The organism is Flavobacterium sp. GSA192, assembly GCF_006386525.1.
GTDB classification, from domain to species: domain Bacteria; phylum Bacteroidota; class Bacteroidia; order Flavobacteriales; family Flavobacteriaceae; genus Flavobacterium; species Flavobacterium commune.
This window is the reverse complement of sequence record NZ_VAHC01000005.1, coordinates 146,948-168,453: the sequence shown is the minus strand read 5'-3', so window position 1 is coordinate 168,453 and position 21,506 is coordinate 146,948. Positions and strand designations below refer to the sequence as shown.

The 21,506-nt window shown below is 35.3% G+C and carries 17 protein-coding genes and 1 tRNA gene; 13 read left to right on the top strand and 5 right to left on the bottom strand.

Features of this window, described 5'->3' with window-relative positions:
- Positions 1-65: 65 nt before the first annotated feature.
- A complete protein-coding gene (gene aroQ / locus FDM27_RS11660; RefSeq protein ID WP_071183509.1) occupies positions 66-479 on the top strand; it encodes a type II 3-dehydroquinate dehydratase in 414 nt (137 codons plus the stop codon).
- A 211-nt stretch (positions 480-690) separates the two neighbouring features.
- On the opposite strand, the gene FDM27_RS11655 is transcribed toward aroQ, so the two are convergent.
- Positions 691-764: transfer RNA gene (locus FDM27_RS11655), tRNA-Met, on the bottom strand.
- Positions 765-919: 155 nt separating this feature from the next.
- Here FDM27_RS11655 and FDM27_RS11650 point away from each other — a divergent pair.
- On the top strand, positions 920-1,312 hold the full coding sequence (locus tag FDM27_RS11650) for an START-like domain-containing protein (RefSeq protein WP_071183510.1): 393 nt from the start codon (positions 920-922) through the stop codon (positions 1,310-1,312).
- 56 nt (positions 1,313-1,368) lie between these two features.
- Entirely contained in the window at positions 1,369-2,211 is an 843-nt protein-coding gene (locus FDM27_RS11645; RefSeq protein WP_140486677.1) for an aminotransferase class IV, read from the top strand.
- On the opposite strand, the gene FDM27_RS11640 is transcribed toward FDM27_RS11645, so the two are convergent.
- The 4 genes from FDM27_RS11640 to FDM27_RS11625 form a co-directional block, all read right to left on the bottom strand.
- Complete coding sequence (locus FDM27_RS11640) at positions 2,208-2,768, bottom strand: YqgE/AlgH family protein (protein WP_071183512.1); 561 nt, start codon at positions 2,766-2,768, stop codon at positions 2,208-2,210. The two genes, FDM27_RS11645 and FDM27_RS11640, sit on opposite strands and share 4 nt — an antisense overlap.
- A gap of 124 nt (positions 2,769-2,892) precedes the next feature.
- Positions 2,893-3,165: an HU family DNA-binding protein gene (locus FDM27_RS11635; RefSeq protein WP_071183513.1), complete on the bottom strand. Its 273-nt coding sequence runs from the start codon at positions 3,163-3,165 to the stop codon at positions 2,893-2,895.
- A gap of 180 nt (positions 3,166-3,345) precedes the next feature.
- The gene (fmt, locus tag FDM27_RS11630) at positions 3,346-4,293 is read right to left on the bottom strand and encodes a methionyl-tRNA formyltransferase (RefSeq protein WP_140486675.1); all 948 of its coding nucleotides are present in this window, start codon (positions 4,291-4,293) and stop codon (positions 3,346-3,348) included.
- Positions 4,293-6,188 carry an ATP-dependent DNA helicase RecQ gene (locus tag FDM27_RS11625; RefSeq protein ID WP_140486673.1) on the bottom strand — a complete coding sequence of 632 codons (1,896 nt, stop codon included), beginning with the start codon at positions 6,186-6,188 and terminating at the stop codon, positions 4,293-4,295. Before FDM27_RS11625 ends, fmt begins: the two co-directional genes overlap by 1 nt.
- Positions 6,189-6,414: 226 nt before the next feature.
- On the opposite strand from FDM27_RS11625, the gene FDM27_RS11620 reads away from it, so the two are divergent.
- The 10 genes from FDM27_RS11620 to FDM27_RS11575 all read left to right on the top strand — a co-directional run bounded on the left by FDM27_RS11620 (position 6,415) and on the right by FDM27_RS11575 (position 21,498).
- Entirely contained in the window at positions 6,415-6,699 is a 285-nt protein-coding gene (locus FDM27_RS11620) for a DUF493 family protein (protein ID WP_071186062.1), read from the top strand.
- A gap of 66 nt (positions 6,700-6,765) precedes the next feature.
- Complete coding sequence (locus FDM27_RS11615; protein ID WP_140486671.1) at positions 6,766-7,497, top strand: DUF4290 domain-containing protein; 732 nt, start codon at positions 6,766-6,768, stop codon at positions 7,495-7,497.
- Between the two features lie 86 nt (positions 7,498-7,583).
- The gene (gene murA, locus FDM27_RS11610; protein WP_071183517.1) at positions 7,584-8,900 is read left to right on the top strand and encodes a UDP-N-acetylglucosamine 1-carboxyvinyltransferase; all 1,317 of its coding nucleotides are present in this window, start codon (positions 7,584-7,586) and stop codon (positions 8,898-8,900) included.
- A gap of 8 nt (positions 8,901-8,908) precedes the next feature.
- Positions 8,909-9,781 carry a cation diffusion facilitator family transporter gene (locus FDM27_RS11605; RefSeq protein ID WP_071183518.1) on the top strand — a complete coding sequence of 291 codons (873 nt, stop codon included), beginning with the start codon at positions 8,909-8,911 and terminating at the stop codon, positions 9,779-9,781.
- A gap of 301 nt (positions 9,782-10,082) precedes the next feature.
- Positions 10,083-15,074, top strand: a complete 4,992-nt coding sequence (locus FDM27_RS11600; protein ID WP_140486669.1) for a LamG-like jellyroll fold domain-containing protein — start codon at positions 10,083-10,085, stop codon at positions 15,072-15,074.
- Positions 15,075-15,318: 244 nt separating this feature from the next.
- Positions 15,319-16,560 carry a ribulose-bisphosphate carboxylase large subunit family protein gene (locus FDM27_RS11595; protein ID WP_140486667.1) on the top strand — a complete coding sequence of 414 codons (1,242 nt, stop codon included), beginning with the start codon at positions 15,319-15,321 and terminating at the stop codon, positions 16,558-16,560.
- Positions 16,560-17,945, top strand: coding sequence for a four-carbon acid sugar kinase family protein (locus FDM27_RS11590; RefSeq protein ID WP_140486665.1), 1,386 nt, complete (start codon positions 16,560-16,562; stop codon positions 17,943-17,945). The genes FDM27_RS11595 and FDM27_RS11590 overlap by 1 nt, the downstream gene beginning before the upstream one ends.
- Positions 17,942-18,604, top strand: coding sequence for an aspartate/glutamate racemase family protein (locus tag FDM27_RS11585; protein WP_140486663.1), 663 nt, complete (start codon positions 17,942-17,944; stop codon positions 18,602-18,604). The genes FDM27_RS11590 and FDM27_RS11585 overlap by 4 nt, the downstream gene beginning before the upstream one ends.
- An 11-nt stretch (positions 18,605-18,615) precedes the next feature.
- Positions 18,616-19,905: a bile acid:sodium symporter family protein gene (locus FDM27_RS11580; protein WP_140486661.1), complete on the top strand. Its 1,290-nt coding sequence runs from the start codon at positions 18,616-18,618 to the stop codon at positions 19,903-19,905.
- Between the two features lie 195 nt (positions 19,906-20,100).
- Positions 20,101-21,498 carry a Gfo/Idh/MocA family oxidoreductase gene (locus FDM27_RS11575; RefSeq protein ID WP_140486658.1) on the top strand — a complete coding sequence of 466 codons (1,398 nt, stop codon included), beginning with the start codon at positions 20,101-20,103 and terminating at the stop codon, positions 21,496-21,498.
- Positions 21,499-21,506 lie beyond the last annotated feature (8 nt).

Genomic DNA, 21,506 nt, shown 5'->3' with positions numbered 1-21,506 from the left:
AAAATAAAAACAAAAACCGTCCCGATAATTCAGGACGGTTTTTTATTTTTACAAAAAGATTAAAAATGAAAATTAGCATTATAAACGGCCCAAACCTAAACTTATTAGGAAAACGCGAACCTGAGATTTACGGGAGTCTAACCTTCGAAGAATATTTTGAAGAATTAAAAACGAAATTCCCAACTATAGAATTCAACTACTACCAAAGTAATATTGAAGGCGAACTAATTGATAAAATACAGGAATTTGGTTTTTCTTATGACGGAATTATCCTGAATGCCGGCGCTTACACACACACCTCTGTAGGCATTGGTGATGCTGTAAAAGGAATCAGCACTCCGGTTGTAGAAGTACATATTTCCAATACTTTTTCCAGAGAAAGTTTCAGACACCAATCCTATATTTCCGGAAATGCCAAAGGCGTAGTATTAGGATTTGGTCTAAAAAGTTATGATTTAGCAATACAATCGTTCTTGTAAGCCAAACATTTTAGACAAAGAAAAAGGTATAAATGATTTTCAGGTCATTTATACCTTTTTTTATTGAATCTTCGCACTATAAATTACTGCCCAAATAAGCCATTTCATAATCCTTTAAACAATTAAAAATTGCCTCTTAAAATCAGTATTTTTAGAACAAAACCCCAATAAAAAACCCTTAAACAATTGATGTTTAAGGGTTTGTTTTTTGTAGCGAAGACGGGAGTTGAACCCGTGACCTCAGGGTTATGAATCCTGCGCTCTAACCAACTGAGCTACCTCGCCAAATGTTCAGGTCAATACTGTTCCTGATTGCGGGTGCAAAGATAGAAATAAATTTAAACTCTGCAAGCATAAAATGAAGAAAAAAAATATTTTTAAAAACGTTTTTTTTTAGACATTATATTCTATATATTCGAAAAAAAAATAAATTTGCCTCTATGGATAGTAAAGTACGTTACGAAATTGAGTTTCCTATAAATTCTTCACCACAATTATTATATCAATATATTTCTACTCCTTCCGGTTTGTCTGAATGGTTTGCTGACGACGTGAATTCCAGAGGGGAGTTTTTCACCTTCATTTGGAATGATTCTGAAGAAAAAGCAAGATTGGCATCTAAAAAATCAGGAGAAAAAGTAAAGTTCAAATGGATTGACCCAGCAGGCAAGGATACTGATTATTTTTTTGAATTACACATATTAGAGGATGAGCTGACTAAAGACGTTTCTTTGATGATTATTGATTTTGCCGAAGAAGACGAAATTGATGAAGCCAAACAATTATGGGAAAATCAAATTTCAGATTTAAAACATCTCTTAGGTTCTGTATAGTGAAATTCTATATTTATGACTTATATTTGCCCTGAACAAAATTCAGGGCTTTTTTTATGATTAATTTCAACGGAACTATAATAACTCAAGATTCAAATATATTAACACAAAACCGCGGTTTTTTATACGGAGATGCCGTTTTTGAAACGGTTAAAATTGTGAATTCAAAAGTACTTTACTTAGAAGATCATTATTTCAGATTAATGGCTTCGATGCGTGTGGTGCGAATGGAAATTCCAATGAATTTCACCATGGAATATTTCGAAGAACAATTACTTTCATTAACTGATAAATTATCGATTTCTAATTCCGCGAGAGCCCGAATTACAGTTTACAGAAACGATGGTGGTTACTATCTACCTACAAACAACACAATCTCTTTTTTAGTTCATGCTTCAGCAATTGAAACTGTGTCTTATTCTTTCGAGGAAAAAGAATACGAAGTGGATTTGTTTAAGGATTTTTACATTACAAAACAGTTATTATCTTCAATTAAAACTACAAACAGAATCCTGAATGTCACAGCAAGTATTTTTGCAAATGAAAACGCTTTAGATAATTGCCTGTTGCTAAATGACAGTAAAAACATAGTGGAAGCTATTCAGGGAAATCTTTTTATGTTGTCAGGAAACAAACTGATTACTCCTCCGGTTTCTGAAGGCTGTCTGAATGGTGTAATGCGTAAACAAATTTTAAAATTAGCAAAAACTATTGCAGAGATTGAAGTAGTAGAAGAAGTGATTTCTCCGTTTGAACTTCAAAAAGCCGACGAATTGTTTATTACTAATGTTATAAAAGGAATCCAACCTATTACTAAATATAGAAAAAAGACTTTTGGCGTGAATTTTTCTAAAGAAATACTAACTAAGCTAAACGAAGAAATAGTCGCTGTAGTTTAGTTCAGATACGGATTTTCAGGTGAATTAGACCATATTAAATAATCTCCGCCTAATTCAATAATTTGTTCTTTCCAAAAATGAGCAGCTGATTTACCTATAATTTTATTTTTATAGGTATTGGAAACAATAATCCAGGAATTAGCATCCATCTCTGATTGCAACTGACTTTCGGACCAACCGGTATAACCTAAGAAAAAACGAATATTGTTTTTGTTGATTCGTCCGCTGTTAAGGAGTTCTTTGGTCGATTCAAAATCGCCGCCCCAGTATATTCCGTTAGAGATTTCGATGCTATTAGGAATTAAATTAGGGACATTGTGAATAAAATAAAGATTATCTTGCTCAACTGGGCCGCCGTTATAAATTTTTAAACGCGAATTTATCTCAGGAATTAAATCGTTTATGGTGTATTTTAATGGTTTGTTGATGATAAAACCAACCGACCCATCTTTGTCATGATCGGCTAATAAAATCACAGATCGATTAAATGATGAATCTCCAATGATAGAAGGCTCAGCAATAAGTAATTGTCCTTTTATTAATTTTTCTGAAATCATGACTACTTAAGTTTTTATTAAATTTAAGAAAAAAAAATAAAAAACTCCAAACATAATCGTTAAAAAGCATAAAAAAACCCTCAAATGAGGGTTTTTTATATTGATGGATTTTGAAACTTATTTCTTAGTTTACAGCTCCTTCTAATTCAGCTCCAGCTTTGAATTTCACAACGTTTTTAGCAGCGATTTGAATTGTTTTTCCAGTTTGAGGATTTCTTCCGTCTCTAGCAGCTCTTGGAGAAACTGACCATGATCCGAAACCTACAAGAGATACTTTTCCACCTTTTTTCAAGGTACCACCTACATTACCTAAAAATGATTCTAAAGCTAATTTTGCAGCAGCTTTAGTAATTCCTGCGTCAGCAGCGATAGCATCGATTAATTCTGATTTGTTCATAATGATAGTTATTAATTGTTGGTTAAAAATAAATTGTCGATACACAAATTTAGCAGTAAATACAGACCCTGCAAGTGTTTTCTTTGATTTTACAGTATTTTGTTAATAACTTCTGTTTTTTGTTCATAACACTGCTTATTTTTGGAGTTTTTAAGTGCTCACACCTTATTTTTATTGGGTTTATAGCACTCTTGCCTCTTCAGAAAACGAAATTCCATTAAGTAATTCAGCTGTTGTCATTCTCTTTTTGCCCGGAAATTGTAAATTTAACACTTGTATAAAGCCATCTTTTGTTGCTATTTTCAATTCTTTTTTGGAACTAATGATGGCTCCAATACTAAAGTTATGGCTTTCAGTGATTATTTTAGCTTCATATATTTTTACATTCCATTCCTGAACTTTGTCCGTAAAAAAGCACCAGGAAGCCGGATAAGGGCTTAAACCTCTAATCAGATTATTGATTTCTAACGAAGATTTACTCCAGTCAATCTTGCAGTTTTCTTTGTTGAGTTTATAAGCCGTTTTTATATCGGCATCTTCTGTTTGAATAGTTGTAACAACTTTCCCTTCTTCTATTAATGCTAAAGTATCAATAACGGTACTGCTACCTAACTTCATTAAACGGTCATGAAGTTGTCCTGCGTTTTCATCCGGATCAATTTCAGTTTCTGAACTTAAAATCATGGCACCGGTATCTATTTTGTCATCAATAAAGAATGTAGTAACACCAGTTTTGGTTTCTCCATTGATAATTGCCCAATTAATAGGTGCTGCTCCTCGGTAATTAGGCAACAATGAAGCGTGAAGGTTGAATGTTCCAAATTGAGGCATTTCCCAAACTACTTTTGGTAACATTCTAAAAGCAACCACAATTTGCAAATTAGCGTTAAGCGATTTTAATTCGGCAAGGAAAGATTCCTCTTTTAGATTTGTTGGTTGCAGTAAATTTAAATTATTTGCTAAAGCATATTCTTTTACAGCCGAATATTTTATTTTTTGTCCACGACCGGCCGGTTTGTCGGCAGCGGTAATGACACCTACTATATTATAGTTGTTTTTTACTATTTGGTCAAGGATTCCTACCGCAAAGTCAGGAGTCCCCATAAATACAATTCGTAATTTTTCCATTATTGTTTTAAGCTATATTTATTGTTTGATTTTATCAGAATGCTTTCGTTTTCTAATAATTCCTGAAGTGCAAAGATAACATCGTCAGAAGGATTATTCAGCTTGATTTGAATTTCTCTAGAATTAAAATCGGCAGTTTTTAGCAAATTTAGTATTTCATCTGAAAGCGAAACTTTGCTTTCTTTCTTCTTTTTCTGTGTAATACAATAAGAACAAATCCCGCAATTGCTTTCTTTTTTTTCGCCAAAATACTCCAATATCAATTTGCTTTTGCAAACTTTGTCTTTCTTGATGTAATTCAAAACCGCTTCAAATTGTTCTTTTTTTAGTTGGTTTTGATTTTCCAGGTATTTGGCAATTCGGCTAATGGTTCTTTCATCTTCCCTGATTTCGTTAAAAATCAAAGTAGTGTCGTTATTTTTAGAATGATAATCGATAATCCCCTTTTCTTTCAGTTTTTCTAAAACGTTTTGCACTTCTGCTTCGCTGTGTTTTGATTTTCGGGCAATTAGCGGAAGATTAAAATTGGTCTGCATATCATAAACTCCCGGATAAGTACGCAGGATAGCCAGCAGAATTTCTTCGTCGTTAGGATTCAAACTTGTATAACGAATGACTTCTTTAGAAGGAATGATAAATTGCAAACTTATTTTTTCTGAGAATTCCTGTGATAAGCTAATCACCCCTTGTCGGTCTAAAAACTGAATGGCATTGTAGGTTTTTAAAACAGGAAATTTATATCGGTTGCAAAATTGGTTTAAGTTAAAAGAATATTGCTCATTAATACCTTCGCCATAGGCAATTTGAAAATAATTACACATTTTGATAAAAACCTCTTTCAGAAATTGTTTATTAGAAAGCGTATAAATAAACTGATTTTCGGTTTGCGCAACATCTGATGGATTTGTCAGCAAAACAGCAAAGGCTTTTTCTTCGTTTCTGCCGGCACGACCTGCTTCCTGATAATAATTTTCAAGATTTTCAGGCAATTGAATATGAATTACCGTTTTTACATTGGCTTTATCAATCCCCATTCCAAAAGCATTAGTGGCAACCATAACCAGCGCTTTTTCTTCCATCCAAAGTTGCATATTATTGTTTTTATCTTTGGTCGAAAGTCCACCATGATAATAAGTCGCTTTAAAACCTAAAGAGTTAAGTTGCTCTGCAGTATCGATGCAGGCTCTTCTGTTTCGCACATATATAATGGAAGGCTGCGGGTTTTTGCTTAGAATTTGTTTTATTCTAAAAAGTTTGTCTTCTATTTCAAAAACCATGTAAGCAATGTTTTTTCTTTCGAAAGATTTTTCAAAACATTTAGGATTTTCGAGACCTAATTCTTTAATAATATCTTCTTTTACTTTTGGAGTAGCAGTTGCGGTTAACGCCAGAAAAGGAATGTTAGGAAAATGAAGTTTTAGATTCGAAATTTTCAAATAAGAAGGTCGAAAATCATGTCCCCATTGCGAAACACAGTGTGCCTCATCAATGGCAATTAAATTGATAGGGAGATTTTTTATTCGTTCCAAAACCCAATCGGACTGCAAACGTTCAGGAGATAAATACAGGAATTTGTAATTTCCAAATTGGCAATTATCCAGTAAATCAATTAATTCATCCGTTTTTATTCCACCGGTGAGTGCAATGGCTTTGATGTTACGTTTTTGCAAGTTGGCAACCTGATCTTTCATCAGGGCAACCAGAGGAGAAATAACCAAACAAATTCCTTCTTTCATCATGGCAGGAATTTGGAAACAAATGGATTTTCCGCCACCTGTAGGCATCAATGCAAAAGTATCATGACCGTTTAAAACGGAATCGATAATTTCTTCCTGGGGCAATCTAAAACTATCGTGGTTCCAGTATTTTTTTAGAATTTGTAAAGTTTCAGACATCAAATTTTGAAAAAAGTTAATTCGTTTTTTATAATCAAAACGGCTTTTTAAATGTATTTTTTTCTTTTTTATTCGAAAAAAAGCAGCATCAACAACAAACTTACTCAAACTAATTTAGATTTTGAAAAATATAGCGAATCAAAATCACGATTTTGCTAAAAATCATAGCCCAGAATTCCTATTTTAGAATTGAAACTGTATATTTGCTTTTATTTTTAAAGACAAAATGGATAAGAAAACTGAGGAATTTTTCGATAGATTAAAAACCGAATTAGAAAAAAGCAATACTTGGCCTGCAATATATTTATTCAAATTTATTGTACCAACTGACGTTGAAAAAATCAAACAAGTAGAACAAGCCTTTAATTGCTTAGGTGCGGTTATAAAAACCACTCAATCAAAAACAGGGAAATTCACCAGTGTTTCAGTTGATGTTCAAATGGAAAGTCCTCAGGCTGTAATCGATAAATACATCGAAGTCTCTACTATAGAAGGAATTATTTCATTGTAATTTTTCCAAAAAAAATAAAACAATCCAGTGTAAGCTTTTTAGAATAAAGCTTTAAAAAAATCAAGTATGAATCAGAAATATATTAAAGAAAATGCGAATGATGTTGTGCATCATTTAGAGTATAATGCCGAAAGATCGCATTTGATTATTCCTGAGTATGGACGCCATTTACAAAAATTAATCGATCAGGCTACTGAAATTGAAGACGCTGAAACCAGAAATAAAGCTGCCAAATACATCATTCAGGTTATGGGAAGTTTGAATCCGCATTTAAGAGATGTACCTGACTTTCAACATAAATTATGGGATCAGCTTTTTATAATGTCTGATTTTAAATTAGATGTACAATCTCCCTACCCTATTCCTTCCAGAGAAGTATTGCAATTAAAACCGGATGCTTTAAAATATCCTCAGAATTTCCCAAAATACCGTTATTATGGTAACAACATCAAATACATGATTGATGTTGCCAACAAATGGGAAGAAGGGGAAATGAAAAGTGCTTTGGTAAAAGTAATTGCCAATCACATGAAGAAATCCTATTTGAGTTGGAATAAAGATACCGTAAAGGACGATGTGATTTTTGAACATCTTTATGAATTATCAGGAGGTAAATTGAATTTGCTACAAAGTTCAGAAGAATTGATTAATACAACCGATTTATTGCGTACCAATAAAAGAATGTCGAATAAAACTTCTTCTCAGGGACAGCCTAAAATTCAAAGTAATAAAAACAATAAAGGCCAGGGAAAACAAAAGCCTTTTCAAAAAAATAATAATCAAAAAAATCAACAATAAATTTGCTAAGTATCTAAGCTGATAAGTCGTTTTTAAAGAAACTTAGAACCTTAGAATCTCGTAAATCAGAACCTTAAAAAAAGAATATGGGAATTTTTAAAATTGAAGGAGGAATCCGTTTAAAAGGAGAAATAACTCCACAAGGCGCAAAAAACGAAGCATTACAGATTTTATGTGCTGTACTTTTAACTTCTGAAAAAGTAACAATCAACAATATTCCCGATATTATTGATATTAATAAATTGATTACCCTTTTAGGAAATCTTGGAGTTAAAATCGAGAGAAAAGCTCCGGGATCAATAACGTTCCAGGCTGATGAAGTAAATGTTGATTATTTAGAAACGGAAGCTTTTAAAAAAGAAGGTGGAGCACTAAGAGGTTCTATAATGATTGTTGGACCGCTTTTGGCACGTTTTGGAAAAGGATATATTCCAAAACCGGGTGGAGACAAAATTGGAAGAAGAAGATTAGATACCCACTTTGAAGGTTTTATCAATTTAGGAGCTAAATTCCGTTACAATAGAGAAGACCATTTTTATGGTGTAGAATCTCCTGAAGAAGGTCTTAAAGGAACTGATATGCTTTTGGACGAGGCATCTGTAACAGGAACTGCAAACATTGTAATGGCTGCTGTTTTAGCAAAAGGAACAACTACAGTTTACAATGCTGCTTGTGAGCCTTATTTACAACAACTTTGTAAGATGTTGAACTCGATGGGGGCTAAAATTACCGGAGTTGGATCTAACTTATTGACTATCGAAGGTGTTGAAAGTCTTGGAGGTTGCGAACATAGAATTCTTCCTGATATGATTGAAATCGGTTCCTGGATTGGTCTTGCAGCTATGACAAGAAGTGAGATTACAATTAAAAATGTAAGCTGGGACAATTTAGGATTGATTCCAAATACTTTTAGAAAATTAGGTATTACTTTAGAGCGTCGTGGTGATGATATTTATATTCCAACTCACGAAAATGGATACGAAGTTAAAACAGATATCGATGGTTCAATCTTAACTATTGCCGATGCACCTTGGCCAGGATTTACACCTGATTTATTGAGTATTGTTTTAGTTGTGGCAACACAGGCAAAAGGAGATGTGTTGATTCACCAAAAAATGTTTGAAAGCCGTTTGTTCTTCGTGGACAAATTGATTGATATGGGAGCAAAAATTATGTTGTGTGACCCACACAGAGCGGTAGTTATTGGACATGATTTTAAATCAACTTTGAAGGCAACTACTATGTCATCTCCTGATATTCGTGCGGGAATCTCTTTACTGATTGCTGCGCTTTCTGCAAAAGGAACCAGTACAATACAAAATATAGAACAAATTGATCGAGGATATGAGCGCATCGATGAGCGTTTAAGAGCCATTGGAGCTAAAATAGTTCGTGTTGAATAAAATTTAAAATGAGTAAAGAACAGCAAGCCGTTGAGGCAACTTACTTTAGCTTAATCGGAAATACCTGCTTAGCAATTATAAAAGGCTTAGCAGGTTTTTTTGGCAATTCTTATGCCTTAATTGCTGACGCTATCGAATCTACCACGGATATTTTTGCATCGTTTTTGGTTTTATTTGGAATTAAGTATTCCAATAGACCGGCAGATGAAAATCATCCTTATGGACATGGTCGTGCCGAACCATTAATTACTTTTTTGGTTGTTGGTTTTTTAATTACCTCTGCCACCATTATTGCTTACGAAAGTATAGCCAATATTCAACAACCTCATGAACTACCTAAATCCTGGACATTATTTATTTTAGGAGCTATAATTTTATGGAAAGAGTATTCTTTTCAATTAGTTATAAAAAGAAGCATCGAAACCAATAGTTCCTCGTTAAAAGCCGATGCCTGGCATCATCGTAGTGATGCAATTACTTCTGTGGCAGCATTTATCGGAATTACAATTGCTTTGGTTTTAGGAAAAGGTTATGAATCGGCTGATGACTGGGCAGCACTTTTTGCCTCCTGTTTTATTTTTTACAATAGTTACCTGATTTTCAGACCCGCTCTGGGCGAAATTATGGACGAACATTTGTATGATGATTTAATCGAACATATTAGAGTTGTTGCTTCTCAGGTAGAAGGAATTATCGACACCGAAAAATGCTTCATAAGAAAATCGGGGATGAAATACCATGTAGATTTACACGCAATTGTAAGTGCTGAAATTTCGGTAAAAGAAGGACATCAATTGGCTCACATTTTAAAGGATACTCTACGAAAAGAAATCCCTGAATTAGGACATGTCCTGATTCACATTGAACCGGACGACGAATAGATTATTGATTTACTAATAAAAAGGAGCTTGTCTTTAGTTAAGACAGGCTCTTTTTTTGTTCAAACCTCAACAAAAAACCATCTATAAAAAGGATACCATCTCACTCTCCTTTACAAGCTGTTAAAACTAAAATCCATAAAAGAAAGTTTTTTCTTAATTTAAATAAATAAAAATGTATTTTATCGATTTTTATTGCTTTTTATCGGTAAATAAATCAAAAGGTAGTATTTTTATTTCGTGAAAAAAGTATAGCTTTTTTATCGAAACAAAAACTGATTCGTTCTAATCTTAAATAGAAACTATGGAACACCTTTACTCAAAAAAAACAAACCTCCATTTTTATTTAATACTCCTCTTTATTTTGTTAGGTTTTTCTATCAAAACGGAGGCGCAAACGGTTACATCACCTCAGGTAAATTTTACACAAAGAACAGCTGCGGCCACTCCTGCAAAAACCATTTATAATATAAAAGGAGATTTCACCATGTTAGGGAATACTAACTTAACCCTTTCAAACTATTCTATAAATAGTGACAACCAAGGACAATCAATGAAATATGTTGATATCGACGGCGATAGCAATACTTGGAATTCTTCTATGGCAACCATGGAACTTTCTAATGGAGGGGAAAATAGCGCCAACCAAAATTGTTCTACTGTTATTTTTGCTGGTTTGTATTGGACTGGCAGATCACAAGATACAGATACATTTACGGTTTCAAAAGAAACAGCTTTGGAATCTTCAAAAAATGTAACCCACAATGCAACTACAAACATCACAAATACTAATTATAAATTAACTATAACTAGAGGAGGATCTTCTAATGATTTTTATCCAATTTATACTTTTACAAATTCTTTTGGAAACACCTATGCTTTTCATTTCACCAATAATAATGGAGGAAACAGAGTAAAACTTTCTATAAACGGAGCATCGTTAAATAATATATCTGTATCTTATAATTCAGGAGTAGCAACATTTAGTACGCCTTACTCTTTACCCTTAGATGGCACAGTATTAAAAATCAACAGTATAACCAGAAATACATCTCAAACATTATCAGAAGCCCAATATCAAGACGCTTCAAATTCAATAGCAAATGTTCAAGTTTTTAACTCTATAAATAAAAATTACGACAAAAAAGTAATTTCACTAAAAGGTCCTGGTGCTTCTTCATATACCACGGTAACAGCCAATTCCAATGTTTATTTCCCCGGAACATCTTATGGCGGAATATTTGTGGGCTATCAGGAAGTTACTGATTATGTAAAAACTCATGGCCCTGGAGCCTATAGCGTAGCTGATATTGCTCTAGTTGAAGGAAGTAATGGTTCTGATGCCCAAAACCCAGGATATTCAGGAGGATGGACTATGGTAGTTATATATGAAAATCCCGTGATGAAAAGTCGTGCGGTAACTCTTTTTGATGGATATGCCTATATAAACGGACTACTAAATGGAGTTGGGGAATTTGGAAACATCCCTATTTCAGGATTCACCACAGTAGATTCTGGTGATGTAAATATGAAACTGGGGGTAATGGCAGCTGAAGGTGATAGAAATTTAACAGGCGATTATCTGGCTGTACAAAAATTAAACGCAGACCCAAATACCTACAACGCCACAAACTATTTAACCCTAAATCACGCAGGAAACACAACAAACAACTTCTTCAATTCTTCTATATTTCCTCAGCCAGCGGTTGGAGCTAGTAATCCTATTTTACAAAACAATACCGGAGTGGATTTTAGCATGTTTACTATTCCAAATGCAGGAAATACAGTTATTGGAAACAACCAAACCTCTACCAATTTTAGATTTGGATCCACTTCCGAAGTCTATACAATTTTTGGTTTTGCCATGTCGGTTGACTCTTATGTTCCGGAACCTAAAGGTTTAATAAGCGTCAACTCAATCAATAATGTTACGAATCCTCCTGTCTTAAGTGCTTTGCCCGGACAGGCCATCAACTATTCTTTAAACATCAGTAACAGCGGAACCGAAGCCACCAACAATACCATAGTAACTATCCCTATTCCTAATACAGCCGTTTTCACACCAGGAAGTACTATTGTAACCCACACTTACAATGGTTTCACGACAAGCAATTTACCTTATTATGATTCAGGCTCTAACAGTATCATCTGGAATCTAGGTACCTTACCTATAACCGCTGGTCATCCGGAATACATTTACGCCGACTTGAGCTTCGATCTTAATGTAACTAATAATTGTATTATCATTTTAAACGAAGGCTGCAGTCCCGAAGTATCACTGGAAACAGGATATATTACAGCTATTGGTGCTATTTCAGGAACTTCTACAACCGAATATTTCTTTCAGGGTTATGATAATTCCGAATGCGCTAAACCTATTGACGGATCGATTATAGTTGACATAGATGGTAGTTCTTGTTTATCAGCATTAGCAGGAGACGACCAAATAGCTTCATGTGGTTTAGAATCAGTACAACTAGCTGCAACAGCAGGAGCAACAGGAAACTGGTCTATCATAAGCGGCCCTGCTGGTGGAGGAGAGCTTTTTTCAAACAGCACTAGTCCGACTTCAGAATTTTTTAGTCCTAATAATGGTGTTTATACCTTGAGATGGACTGTTTCAGGTGGTGGTGAATGTCCTGATGTTAGTGATGATGTACAAATAACATTAAATCCATGCAACTATCTTGACTTTGACGGAACAGATGATAATGTTAACTTTAAAGATAATTTTAATTTAAGCAATGGTTCTTTCAGTATCGAAGTTTGGGTAAAATCAGAAGCTACAAATGGAAATATTCAAACTATTTTGTCTAAACGAAATGCTTCCAACTTAAACGATGGTTACGATTTAAGATTAGTTAATAACACTCTTTCATTCAACTGGAACAACGGAAATTCGATTAGTTCTAACTATGCTATCAGCACAGGAAGATGGTATCATGTTGCCGTAACTTTTGATGGAAGTAATTACAATCTTTATGTTGACGGTGTAAGTGTACGTAATGCTGTAGCCGGAACAAACCCAATTGCTAATAACAATGCCAAATTTATACTGGGAGCCATGGCACAAAATACGGTTTTCCCATACAATCCTATTCATTTCTTTAGCGGATGGACACAGGAATTACGCATTTGGAATTTAGCATTAACCGATGCACAAATACGCCAAATGATGAATCAAAAAATTCAAAACGATAATAATACCGTTATGGGAGCAACAGTTCCCTTAGCTATTCCCGGATTAACCTGGTCTAATTTAGAAGGTTACTACCAAATGGTTCAAGCAACCGATTTAAGCAATGGCTACTTATTAGATATTTCAACTAATACCCGAAATGGAAGATTATTAAACATCTATACACCCCAACCCGAAACAGCCCCCCTTCCCTATACTTCCATTTTAGACGGAACATGGGAATCCAGTAATACCTGGACACACGGCGATGTTTGGAACATTCCTAATACCACAGCAATTGATAATAGCAGCTATATTGACTGGAACATTGTTAAAACAGATAATAATATTACAACTGCAGGAAATAAAACTGTATTAGGATTATTAGTTAGCAGCAATACCTTAACTGCAAATAGTGATAACAAAATAGAAATTTCACATTATTTAAAATTAAATGGTAAAATTGATTTGGTAAACAAATCTCAATTAGTACAAACCCAAGGAAGTATTTTGGATACCAACAGTAGCGGCTCAATAGAAAGAGACCAGCAAGGACAATCAAACTTATTTAATTATAACTATTGGAGCGCTCCGGTAGGCACAATAAACACGACTACCAATAATCAAAATTATACTGTTGCAAGTGTTATGAAAGACGGTACAACTACTACTCCAAGGAACATTCAATGGGTTAGCGGTTACAATGGTTCTCCTACAAGTCCAATAAGTATTGCTCGTTATTGGCTTTACAAATTTGATAATTATGCCAATGCTTATGCTAATTGGGTTCAAATGAACGAAAATTCAACAGTCAGAGTTGGACAAGGTTACACTATGAAAGGTAGCGGTGCAGGCACTACAACTCAAAACTACACTTTTGTGGGTAAACCTAACAACGGACTAATTAACACTAATTCAGTAAGTGCAAACCAATTATTATTAGCCGGAAATCCATATCCATGTTCGCTTGATAGCGAAGCATTTATTAACGACAATAACAATTCAATAACAGGAACTATTTACTATTGGGAACATTATGCTACTAATAACACTCATGTTTTAAGAGATTATCAAGGAGGCTATGCGACTCGAAATTTAACCGGAGGTGTAGCTCCATCATCAGCTAATGTAGATTTCATTAGTAAGTTAGGAACTCCATCAAGAGGAATTCCTAATCGTTTTATTCCGGTAGGACAAGCTTTCTTTGTAGTAGGGAAAGCAGCTAGCGGAGGAACAATCATATATGATAACAATCAAAGAAGTTTCCATAAAGAAGATGATGCTGCTAATTCTAATGTTATGTATAAAATTAGTAACACGGCTAAATTAACTTCAACCACTACTTCAAAATCCAATGAAAATGATGTGGTAGTTGATTCTAAATACAAAAAAATCCGTCTGGGCTTTAACTCTCGCAACGATTACCATAGACAAATTTTACTGGGTTTTATAGATAACAAAGCAACAAACGAAATGGATTTTGGTTATGACGCTTTCAATATGGACAGACTACCGAATGATATGTATTTTTTATGTCAGGAAAACGCCTTAGTTATCCAGGGAGTAGGTACTTTTGACCGATTTGCTTCCTATCCGCTTGGTGTAAAAATTGATGCCGAAGGAATTGTAAAATTCATGATTGATGATTTGGAAAATTTCGATGCAAACCAGCCTATTTATATTTACGATAATTTAACCAATACTTACAACAATATTAAAGGCAGTAATTTTGAAATCAATCTCCCTGCCGGAACAAATAAAACCCGATTTTCATTGCGCTTTTTTAATCCTGCTGTGGATACAATAGTTCCTGAGCCGGAGCCAGAGCCAATACAAGAACCTGAAATAACACCAGAACCCGAAACAAATGCTGATTTAACGATTATTCACATTCAAAAATCAAACAATATCAACATTAATAATCAAATTAAAGATTGTAGAGTTCAAAAAATAAGACTTTACAATGACATAGCTCTTGAAGTTGATAATTGGAAAATAGAAGAAAACAGAAATCAATCCAACATACAAGTTCACATCAAAAAAACAAAGCCAGGTGTTTACATTGTAAAAGTTGAAACCACAAAAGGCGAATTCACTAAAAAAATTCTTATTGAATAAAATTCTAAAATAAACTCCAATCTATACCGGCAAAAAGCAACTCCTCATCGGGTTGCTTTTTTGCTTGGTTTTATTTTCTATTATTTTCGAAAATTATTTATTTTTTTCGAAAACACTAAAATTCGCTTGTATTTATAATTTTAAGTCTTATTTTTACATAATGCCGTTTGAATAGAATTGGTTTAATTTTTAGACCATTATAAAGACGTTTTATCAATAAAAAATCAGATTTTATAAATACCTAATGGAAAGAATTTTTGCAGAATACTACATCGAAACCCCTTATGCAGTAGAACAAGCCGCAGCAGTATTGGCTGGCGAACAATCTTCGGGAACTTTTGTATCCGTTCCGGGAGAAACCGCCGAGCTCAAACAACGCTTTGCTGCCCGGGTAGAAAATATTGAAATATTAGATTCGGCTGATGAACCTTCAATTCCGGGAAACAGTATTCCGGGAAAAAAATACCAAAGAGCTAAAGTTAAGGTAAGTTGGTCGATTGAGAATTTCGGTTATAATTTGCCTGTGCTTATTAGTACTTTACAAGGAAATCTATACGAAATCAGTCAGTTTACAGGTTTAAAACTAATGGATTTTGATGTTCCTGATTCTTTTAAAAATAAATACAGAGGACCACAATTTGGTATCAAAGGTTCTAAATTGTCTTGCGGTGTGAGTGACAGACCAATGATTGGTACCATTATCAAACCAAGTGTAGGAATGAGTCCTGATGAAACGGCTGCATTAGTACAAACATTAATTAACGCTGGTATCGATTTTATCAAGGATGATGAATTGATGGGATCTACTGCAAACTCTCTTTTTGACGACCGTGTAAACGTTATCATGAAGGTAATTAACAATCATGCGCAAAAAACTGGTAAGAAAGTAATGTATGCATTCAACATCAGCGACGAAATTGACGAAATGCAACGAAAATACGATTTGATCAAAAAACACGAAGGAACTTGCGCTATGATTAGCATCAATAGCGTAGGATTAAGCGCTACCAAGAAAATTTGTGACCAGGGTGATTTGGTTATCCACGGTCACAGAAATGGCTGGGGAATGTTGAACCGTCATCCGTTACTGGGAATTGAATTTCCAGCTTACCAAAAAATTTGGCGTATGGCCGGTGTTGACCAAATGCATGTTAACGGAATCCAGAATAAATTCTGGGAATCCGATGATTCAGTGGTGACTTCTATACAATCCTGCTTAAAACCATTTATTGGCGAAAACAATCCTTTACCGGTTGTCTCTTCAGGACAATGGGGCGGACAGGCACCGGAAACCTATAGAAGAACCCAAACCACCGATTTATTGTACATGGCAGGTGGCGGAATTTTAGCACATCCTATGGGAGCAACAGCAGGTGTAAATGCCTTACAACAAGCCTGGAAAGCTGCCGTTGATGGTTTATCAGTAGAAGAAGCCGCATTACAATATCCTGAATTTGCAGCATCAGTAAAAAAATTCTCAAAATAATGAAAGAACATCCTTTATTATTGGCATACTATGGAGATGATTTCACAGGCTCCACGGATGCTTTGGAATTCCTGACTTTAGCCGGTATAAAAACCGTTCTTTTTCTTCGTCATCCCCTTCACAAAGATTTAGAACTATTCCCCGGTATCCAGGCTATTGGTTTAGCAGGAAAAAGCCGTTCGATGTCTCCGTTAGAAATGGAGGGCGAATTATATCCTGCATTCGAAACACTGAAAGACTTTTTCCCGGAGCAGGTTCATTACAAGGTTTGCTCGACTTTTGATTCGGCACCACACGTTGGAAATATTGGCAAGGCCATCGAAATAGGGAGCGAGGTTTTTAATCAAAAAACGACCTTAATCTCCCCTGCCGCACCACATTTGGGCAGGTATTGTGCGTTTGGAAATTTATTTGCCCGAATGGGAACCACCGGAAACGGCGAAATCCATCGCATTGACCGTCATCCTTCGATGAGTAAGCATCCTGTTACTCCTTCCGATGAAGCCGACCTCAGATTACATTTGGCAAAGCAAACCTCGAAAACCATAGACCTTATCAACCTCAACACCATTGAGGCAGGTACCGCAGCTATTTTAGACGAAATTAAAGCCAAAGAAGAAAAAGAGATTCTGTTTTTTGATGGATTGAATCAAGGGCATTTAAAAACCATTGGAGAAGTTTTTCATCACTTAGCTAAAGAAAAAACCGTTTTTTCTGTAGGTTCATCGGGAGTCGAAATGGCATTGGGATTAGCCTGGAAAGATGAAAAGATAATTAATAAGCAATTCGAGTTTCAACATCCCGGTGAGGCCGCTCCCCTACTTGTTATTTCGGGTAGTTGTTCGCCTGTAACCGGAAGCCAAATAGAATATGCCCTGACAAATGGTTTTGAAGGCATTGCTTTAGAAAGCAAGGTCATGCATCACGACCATCAGGAACAAAGCATTGCCGATGTTGCGGCAGCAATTATTGCTAAACTAAAAGAAGGACAAAATACTATTTTACATACCAGCATTGGGACTAACGACCCAAGAATTGCTGAAACCGAAGATTATTTAAAACACAGTGGGCTTAACCATAAAGAAATCCAAAAACAAAGCAGTAAAATCTACGGTCGTGTTTTAGGACAGATTATCAAAGAAGTTTTAAAGTCTGTAAAAGTGCAAAGAATCCTTTTTGCCGGTGGTGATACTTCGAGTTATGCCGCATCCGAATTAGGAATTTTTGCCTTAGAAATGATTGCGCCATTAGCACCCGGAGCACCGCTTTGCAAAGCCATTTCGGAAGATGAACATGTAAACGGATTAGAATTAAATTTTAAAGGAGGCCAGGTAGGCGCTCCAGACTATTTTATAAAAGTATTAAAAGGAGAAAAATTATCATGAAAGCAAAAACATTAGGATTCGTCCACACCTCAGCAACCTTAGTACCCTTATTTCAGCAACTGAGTTCGGAGCATTTAAGTGGCGTAGAAACCTTCAACATAGTAGATGACAGCCTGATTAAAGATGTAATCAAAAAAGGAAAACTAATGCCTAATACGGCAGCCAGAGTGGTAAACCACGTAAAAGCAGCCGAAGAAGCGGGAGCCGATGTGATTTTGGTAACCTGTTCTTCCATTGGCGTAGCCATAGAAACAGCAGCTACTTTATGTACTGTTCCTGTAATTAGGGTAGATCAGGCCATGGCTGACGAAGCCGTACAAATAAGTGATAAAATAGGTGTAATTGCGACCTTGCCTACTACGCTGGAACCAACGAGTGATTTGGTACGCAGAAGAGCCTTGACAGCTGGAAAAAATGTAACTATTGTTTCTAAATTATGTGAAGGTGCTTTTGAAGCCCTGATGAGTGGCGATGCGGCAAAACATGACGAAATGGTTGCCAAAGCCTTAAAAGAATTGATGCAGGAAGTAGGTGTTATTGTTTTGGCACAGGCTTCAATGGCACGTGTGGTTGATGGTTTGATTGATGCTGAAAAAGTAGTTCCTATCTTAGCCAGTCCGGGAATTGCAATGAAAAAATTAGCCGAAATTTACTTTTAATACCATTCTATATGCGTAAATTTTTTCTTTGGGCCTGTCCTGTCTTATTTATCCTTGCTGCTATTGGTTGGTATTCTCAAATGGACAGCATTTGGAAAATTAGTTTAATTACTGCTTTTTCGAGTTTAGCCATTGGTATTGGACACAGCAAACTCTTGAGTGGTTACCAATACACTTTTTGGATTATTACTGCGGTTTGTGCAGGATTGATTTACCCGCAAACCTTTTTACATATTGGCTCGATAGATTTACGCAACAAATGGCTCATCCTAATCATCATTCAGTTGGTGATGTTTGGAATGGGAACCCAAATGAGTATAGAGGATTTTACAGGTATTAGAAAATCTGGAAAGGGAGTCATCATTGGTCTTTTAGGTCATTTTACGATTATGCCAATTACCGGTTTTATTTTAGCCAAAACCTTCCATTTCGAACCCGAAATTGCCGCAGGAATTATACTTATTGGTTCTTGCAGCAGCGGTTTAGCATCGAATGTAATGACTTATATTGCCAAAGGAAACCTGGTTTTATCCGTTACAGTAACTGCTATTTCGACCTTGGCAGCTCCTGTTATGACTCCGTTCTTAATGAAAATATTTGCCGGAACCATGGTCGAAGTACAGTTTTTTAATATGATGATGGAAATTATCAAGATTGTACTGGTTCCATTAGCAGCCGCTATGATTCATGACATTCTTAAAAACTACGGAGAAACAGCCCGAAAAAGAATTGATTTCTTAACTATACTATCTGCAATTTGGCTAATAACCTTATTCTTTTTCAGCAATTCGTTAAGCTATGAAACCGATAGCACTGTTGGTCATTTAATTGAAATCAGTTGCTTTATAGCCGGAGCGTTTTTAGTGGGGAAAGCTTATCATTTAGTCTATAAGGCTTATCCAAAAATTGACAGCTTAATGCCCTATTTTTCGATGTTTGGAATCATTTATTTCACCTTGGTAACCACCGCTGCCGGCAGGGATAATTTAATTCAAATAGGCTTTATCCTTTTCCTGGTTGCTATCTTACATAATAGTGCCGGTTATTTCTTTGGTTATTACCTGAGTCGTATTTGTGGATTAGATAAAAGCAGTAGTCGCACCATCGCTTTTGAAGTTGGTTTACAAAACGGAGGAATGGCTTCGGGACTTGCCGGATCCATGGGAAAATTAGCCACCGTAGGTTTAGCATCAGCTGTTTTTAGTCCGTGGATGAATGTTTCAGGTTCTTTATTAGCCAATTATTGGAGAAAAAAAGCAAAGGTTGAAGAAACAACACAAACTAGTTTAGTTAACTCCTAAGAAATTATCATTTCTGTACATACAAAAAATCATCTGCCATTATTCCAAAAATATCAGATGATTTTTTTTTATTTTCTTCAGGCAAAAAACAAAAACAGCCTTAACAAACTATCAATAAATTAATTACATTTAAAAACCTAAAAAAACCAATCAGTTATTAAATTTATTAACCAACCTTAATTAAAACCAAAATTTATGGATGTCACAAGAAGAAAATTTTTAACGTCTTTAAGCATGCTTGCGGCTTATACAGCATTTCCTCTCAGTTCTTTTGATTTTGATAGTACTAAAAAACTTCGAATTGTCCTTGTTGGAACCGGAATCAGAGGCATTAGTTTCTGGGGTAAAAGATTAGTTCAGGAATATTCAGATATTCTTGAATTTGTAGGCCTCAGTGACATTAATCCGGGAAGATTGGAATATGCAAAAAAGTTCATGGGGGTGAACTGCCCTACTTTTGCAAATTTTGACGATATGCTCAAAAAGACCAAACCTGATTTAATTATTGTTACCACAAAAGATTCCACACACCATCAGTTTATCGTTAAAGGATTAGAATCAGGTTATGATGTACTTACCGAAAAACCGATGACCACCGATGAAAATAAATGCCAGGAAATTCTAAATGCTGAAAAAAAATCAGGTAAAAATCTGATTGTAGGCTTTAATTACAGATGGAGTCCTTATAGCACTAAAATAAAAGAACTATTAGCCAATAATACGATTGGAAAAATCACTTCTGTTGATTTCCATTGGTATCTAAACACCTATCATGGCGCTTCCTATTTCAGAAGATGGCATGGTCAAAAAGAAAGCGGAGGCTCACTTTGGGTACACAAAGCCACACACCATTTTGATTTATTAAATTGGTGGCTTGATTCTGATCCAACTGAAGTTTTTGCCCTGGGCGATTTAGAACATTATGGAAAAGCAAATCCATTTAGAGGTAAAAACTGTAGAAGTTGCGATCATAAAACAACTTGCGATTACTATTATGACATTACCAAAGACCAGCAAGCTATGGATTTGTATGTAGCCAATGAAAAATACGATGGCTACATCAGGGATAACTGCCTTTTCAGGGAAGAAATTGATATTTATGATAAAATGTCTGCACAAATAAAATATGCCAACAACGCTATTGTAAACTACTCTCTTACCACTTACTCCCCTTTTGAAGGCTGGAGATTAGCTTTTAACGGAACCGAAGGAAGAATAGAAGCGTCTTTAGATATTCCTTACGATAAAAAAACAAAGGTGGATCAGGCTGAAATGCATGCCAAAGAAATGGAACAATCTGCATTGGAAGAAGCAAACCATGAAACCATTATAGTACATAAACTTTGGAAAGATTTTGAAAAAGTGACTGTCCCAACAGAGAAAGGCGGACATGGTGGAGGAGATCAACGTTTGCATGATAAAATATTCCGAACAGCCGGTACCGCTGATCCATTTGAAAGATCTGCCGGAAGCAGGGACGGCGCTATGTCTGTTCTAATCGGTATCGCTGCCCGAAACAGTATTGAAACCGGAAATCCCATAAAAATTAACGATTTAACCGATTTGACACCTATGCCAAACAGAATGAAATAACGTTCTAA

Coding starts and splice junctions, on each gene's coding strand:
- aroQ (WP_071183509.1), top strand. CDS start 66: ATGAAAATTAGCATTATAAACGGCCCAAACCTAAACTTATTAGGAAAA.
- FDM27_RS11650 (WP_071183510.1), top strand. CDS start 920: ATGGATAGTAAAGTACGTTACGAAATTGAGTTTCCTATAAATTCTTCA.
- FDM27_RS11645 (WP_140486677.1), top strand. CDS start 1,369: ATGATTAATTTCAACGGAACTATAATAACTCAAGATTCAAATATATTA.
- FDM27_RS11640 (WP_071183512.1), bottom strand. CDS start 2,768: ATGATTTCAGAAAAATTAATAAAAGGACAATTACTTATTGCTGAGCCT.
- FDM27_RS11635 (WP_071183513.1), bottom strand. CDS start 3,165: ATGAACAAATCAGAATTAATCGATGCTATCGCTGCTGACGCAGGAATT.
- fmt (WP_140486675.1), bottom strand. CDS start 4,293: ATGGAAAAATTACGAATTGTATTTATGGGGACTCCTGACTTTGCGGTA.
- FDM27_RS11625 (WP_140486673.1), bottom strand. CDS start 6,188: ATGTCTGAAACTTTACAAATTCTAAAAAAATACTGGAACCACGATAGT.
- FDM27_RS11620 (WP_071186062.1), top strand. CDS start 6,415: ATGGATAAGAAAACTGAGGAATTTTTCGATAGATTAAAAACCGAATTA.
- FDM27_RS11615 (WP_140486671.1), top strand. CDS start 6,766: ATGAATCAGAAATATATTAAAGAAAATGCGAATGATGTTGTGCATCAT.
- murA (WP_071183517.1), top strand. CDS start 7,584: ATGGGAATTTTTAAAATTGAAGGAGGAATCCGTTTAAAAGGAGAAATA.
- FDM27_RS11605 (WP_071183518.1), top strand. CDS start 8,909: ATGAGTAAAGAACAGCAAGCCGTTGAGGCAACTTACTTTAGCTTAATC.
- FDM27_RS11600 (WP_140486669.1), top strand. CDS start 10,083: ATGGAACACCTTTACTCAAAAAAAACAAACCTCCATTTTTATTTAATA.
- FDM27_RS11595 (WP_140486667.1), top strand. CDS start 15,319: ATGGAAAGAATTTTTGCAGAATACTACATCGAAACCCCTTATGCAGTA.
- FDM27_RS11590 (WP_140486665.1), top strand. CDS start 16,560: ATGAAAGAACATCCTTTATTATTGGCATACTATGGAGATGATTTCACA.
- FDM27_RS11585 (WP_140486663.1), top strand. CDS start 17,942: ATGAAAGCAAAAACATTAGGATTCGTCCACACCTCAGCAACCTTAGTA.
- FDM27_RS11580 (WP_140486661.1), top strand. CDS start 18,616: ATGCGTAAATTTTTTCTTTGGGCCTGTCCTGTCTTATTTATCCTTGCT.
- FDM27_RS11575 (WP_140486658.1), top strand. CDS start 20,101: ATGGATGTCACAAGAAGAAAATTTTTAACGTCTTTAAGCATGCTTGCG.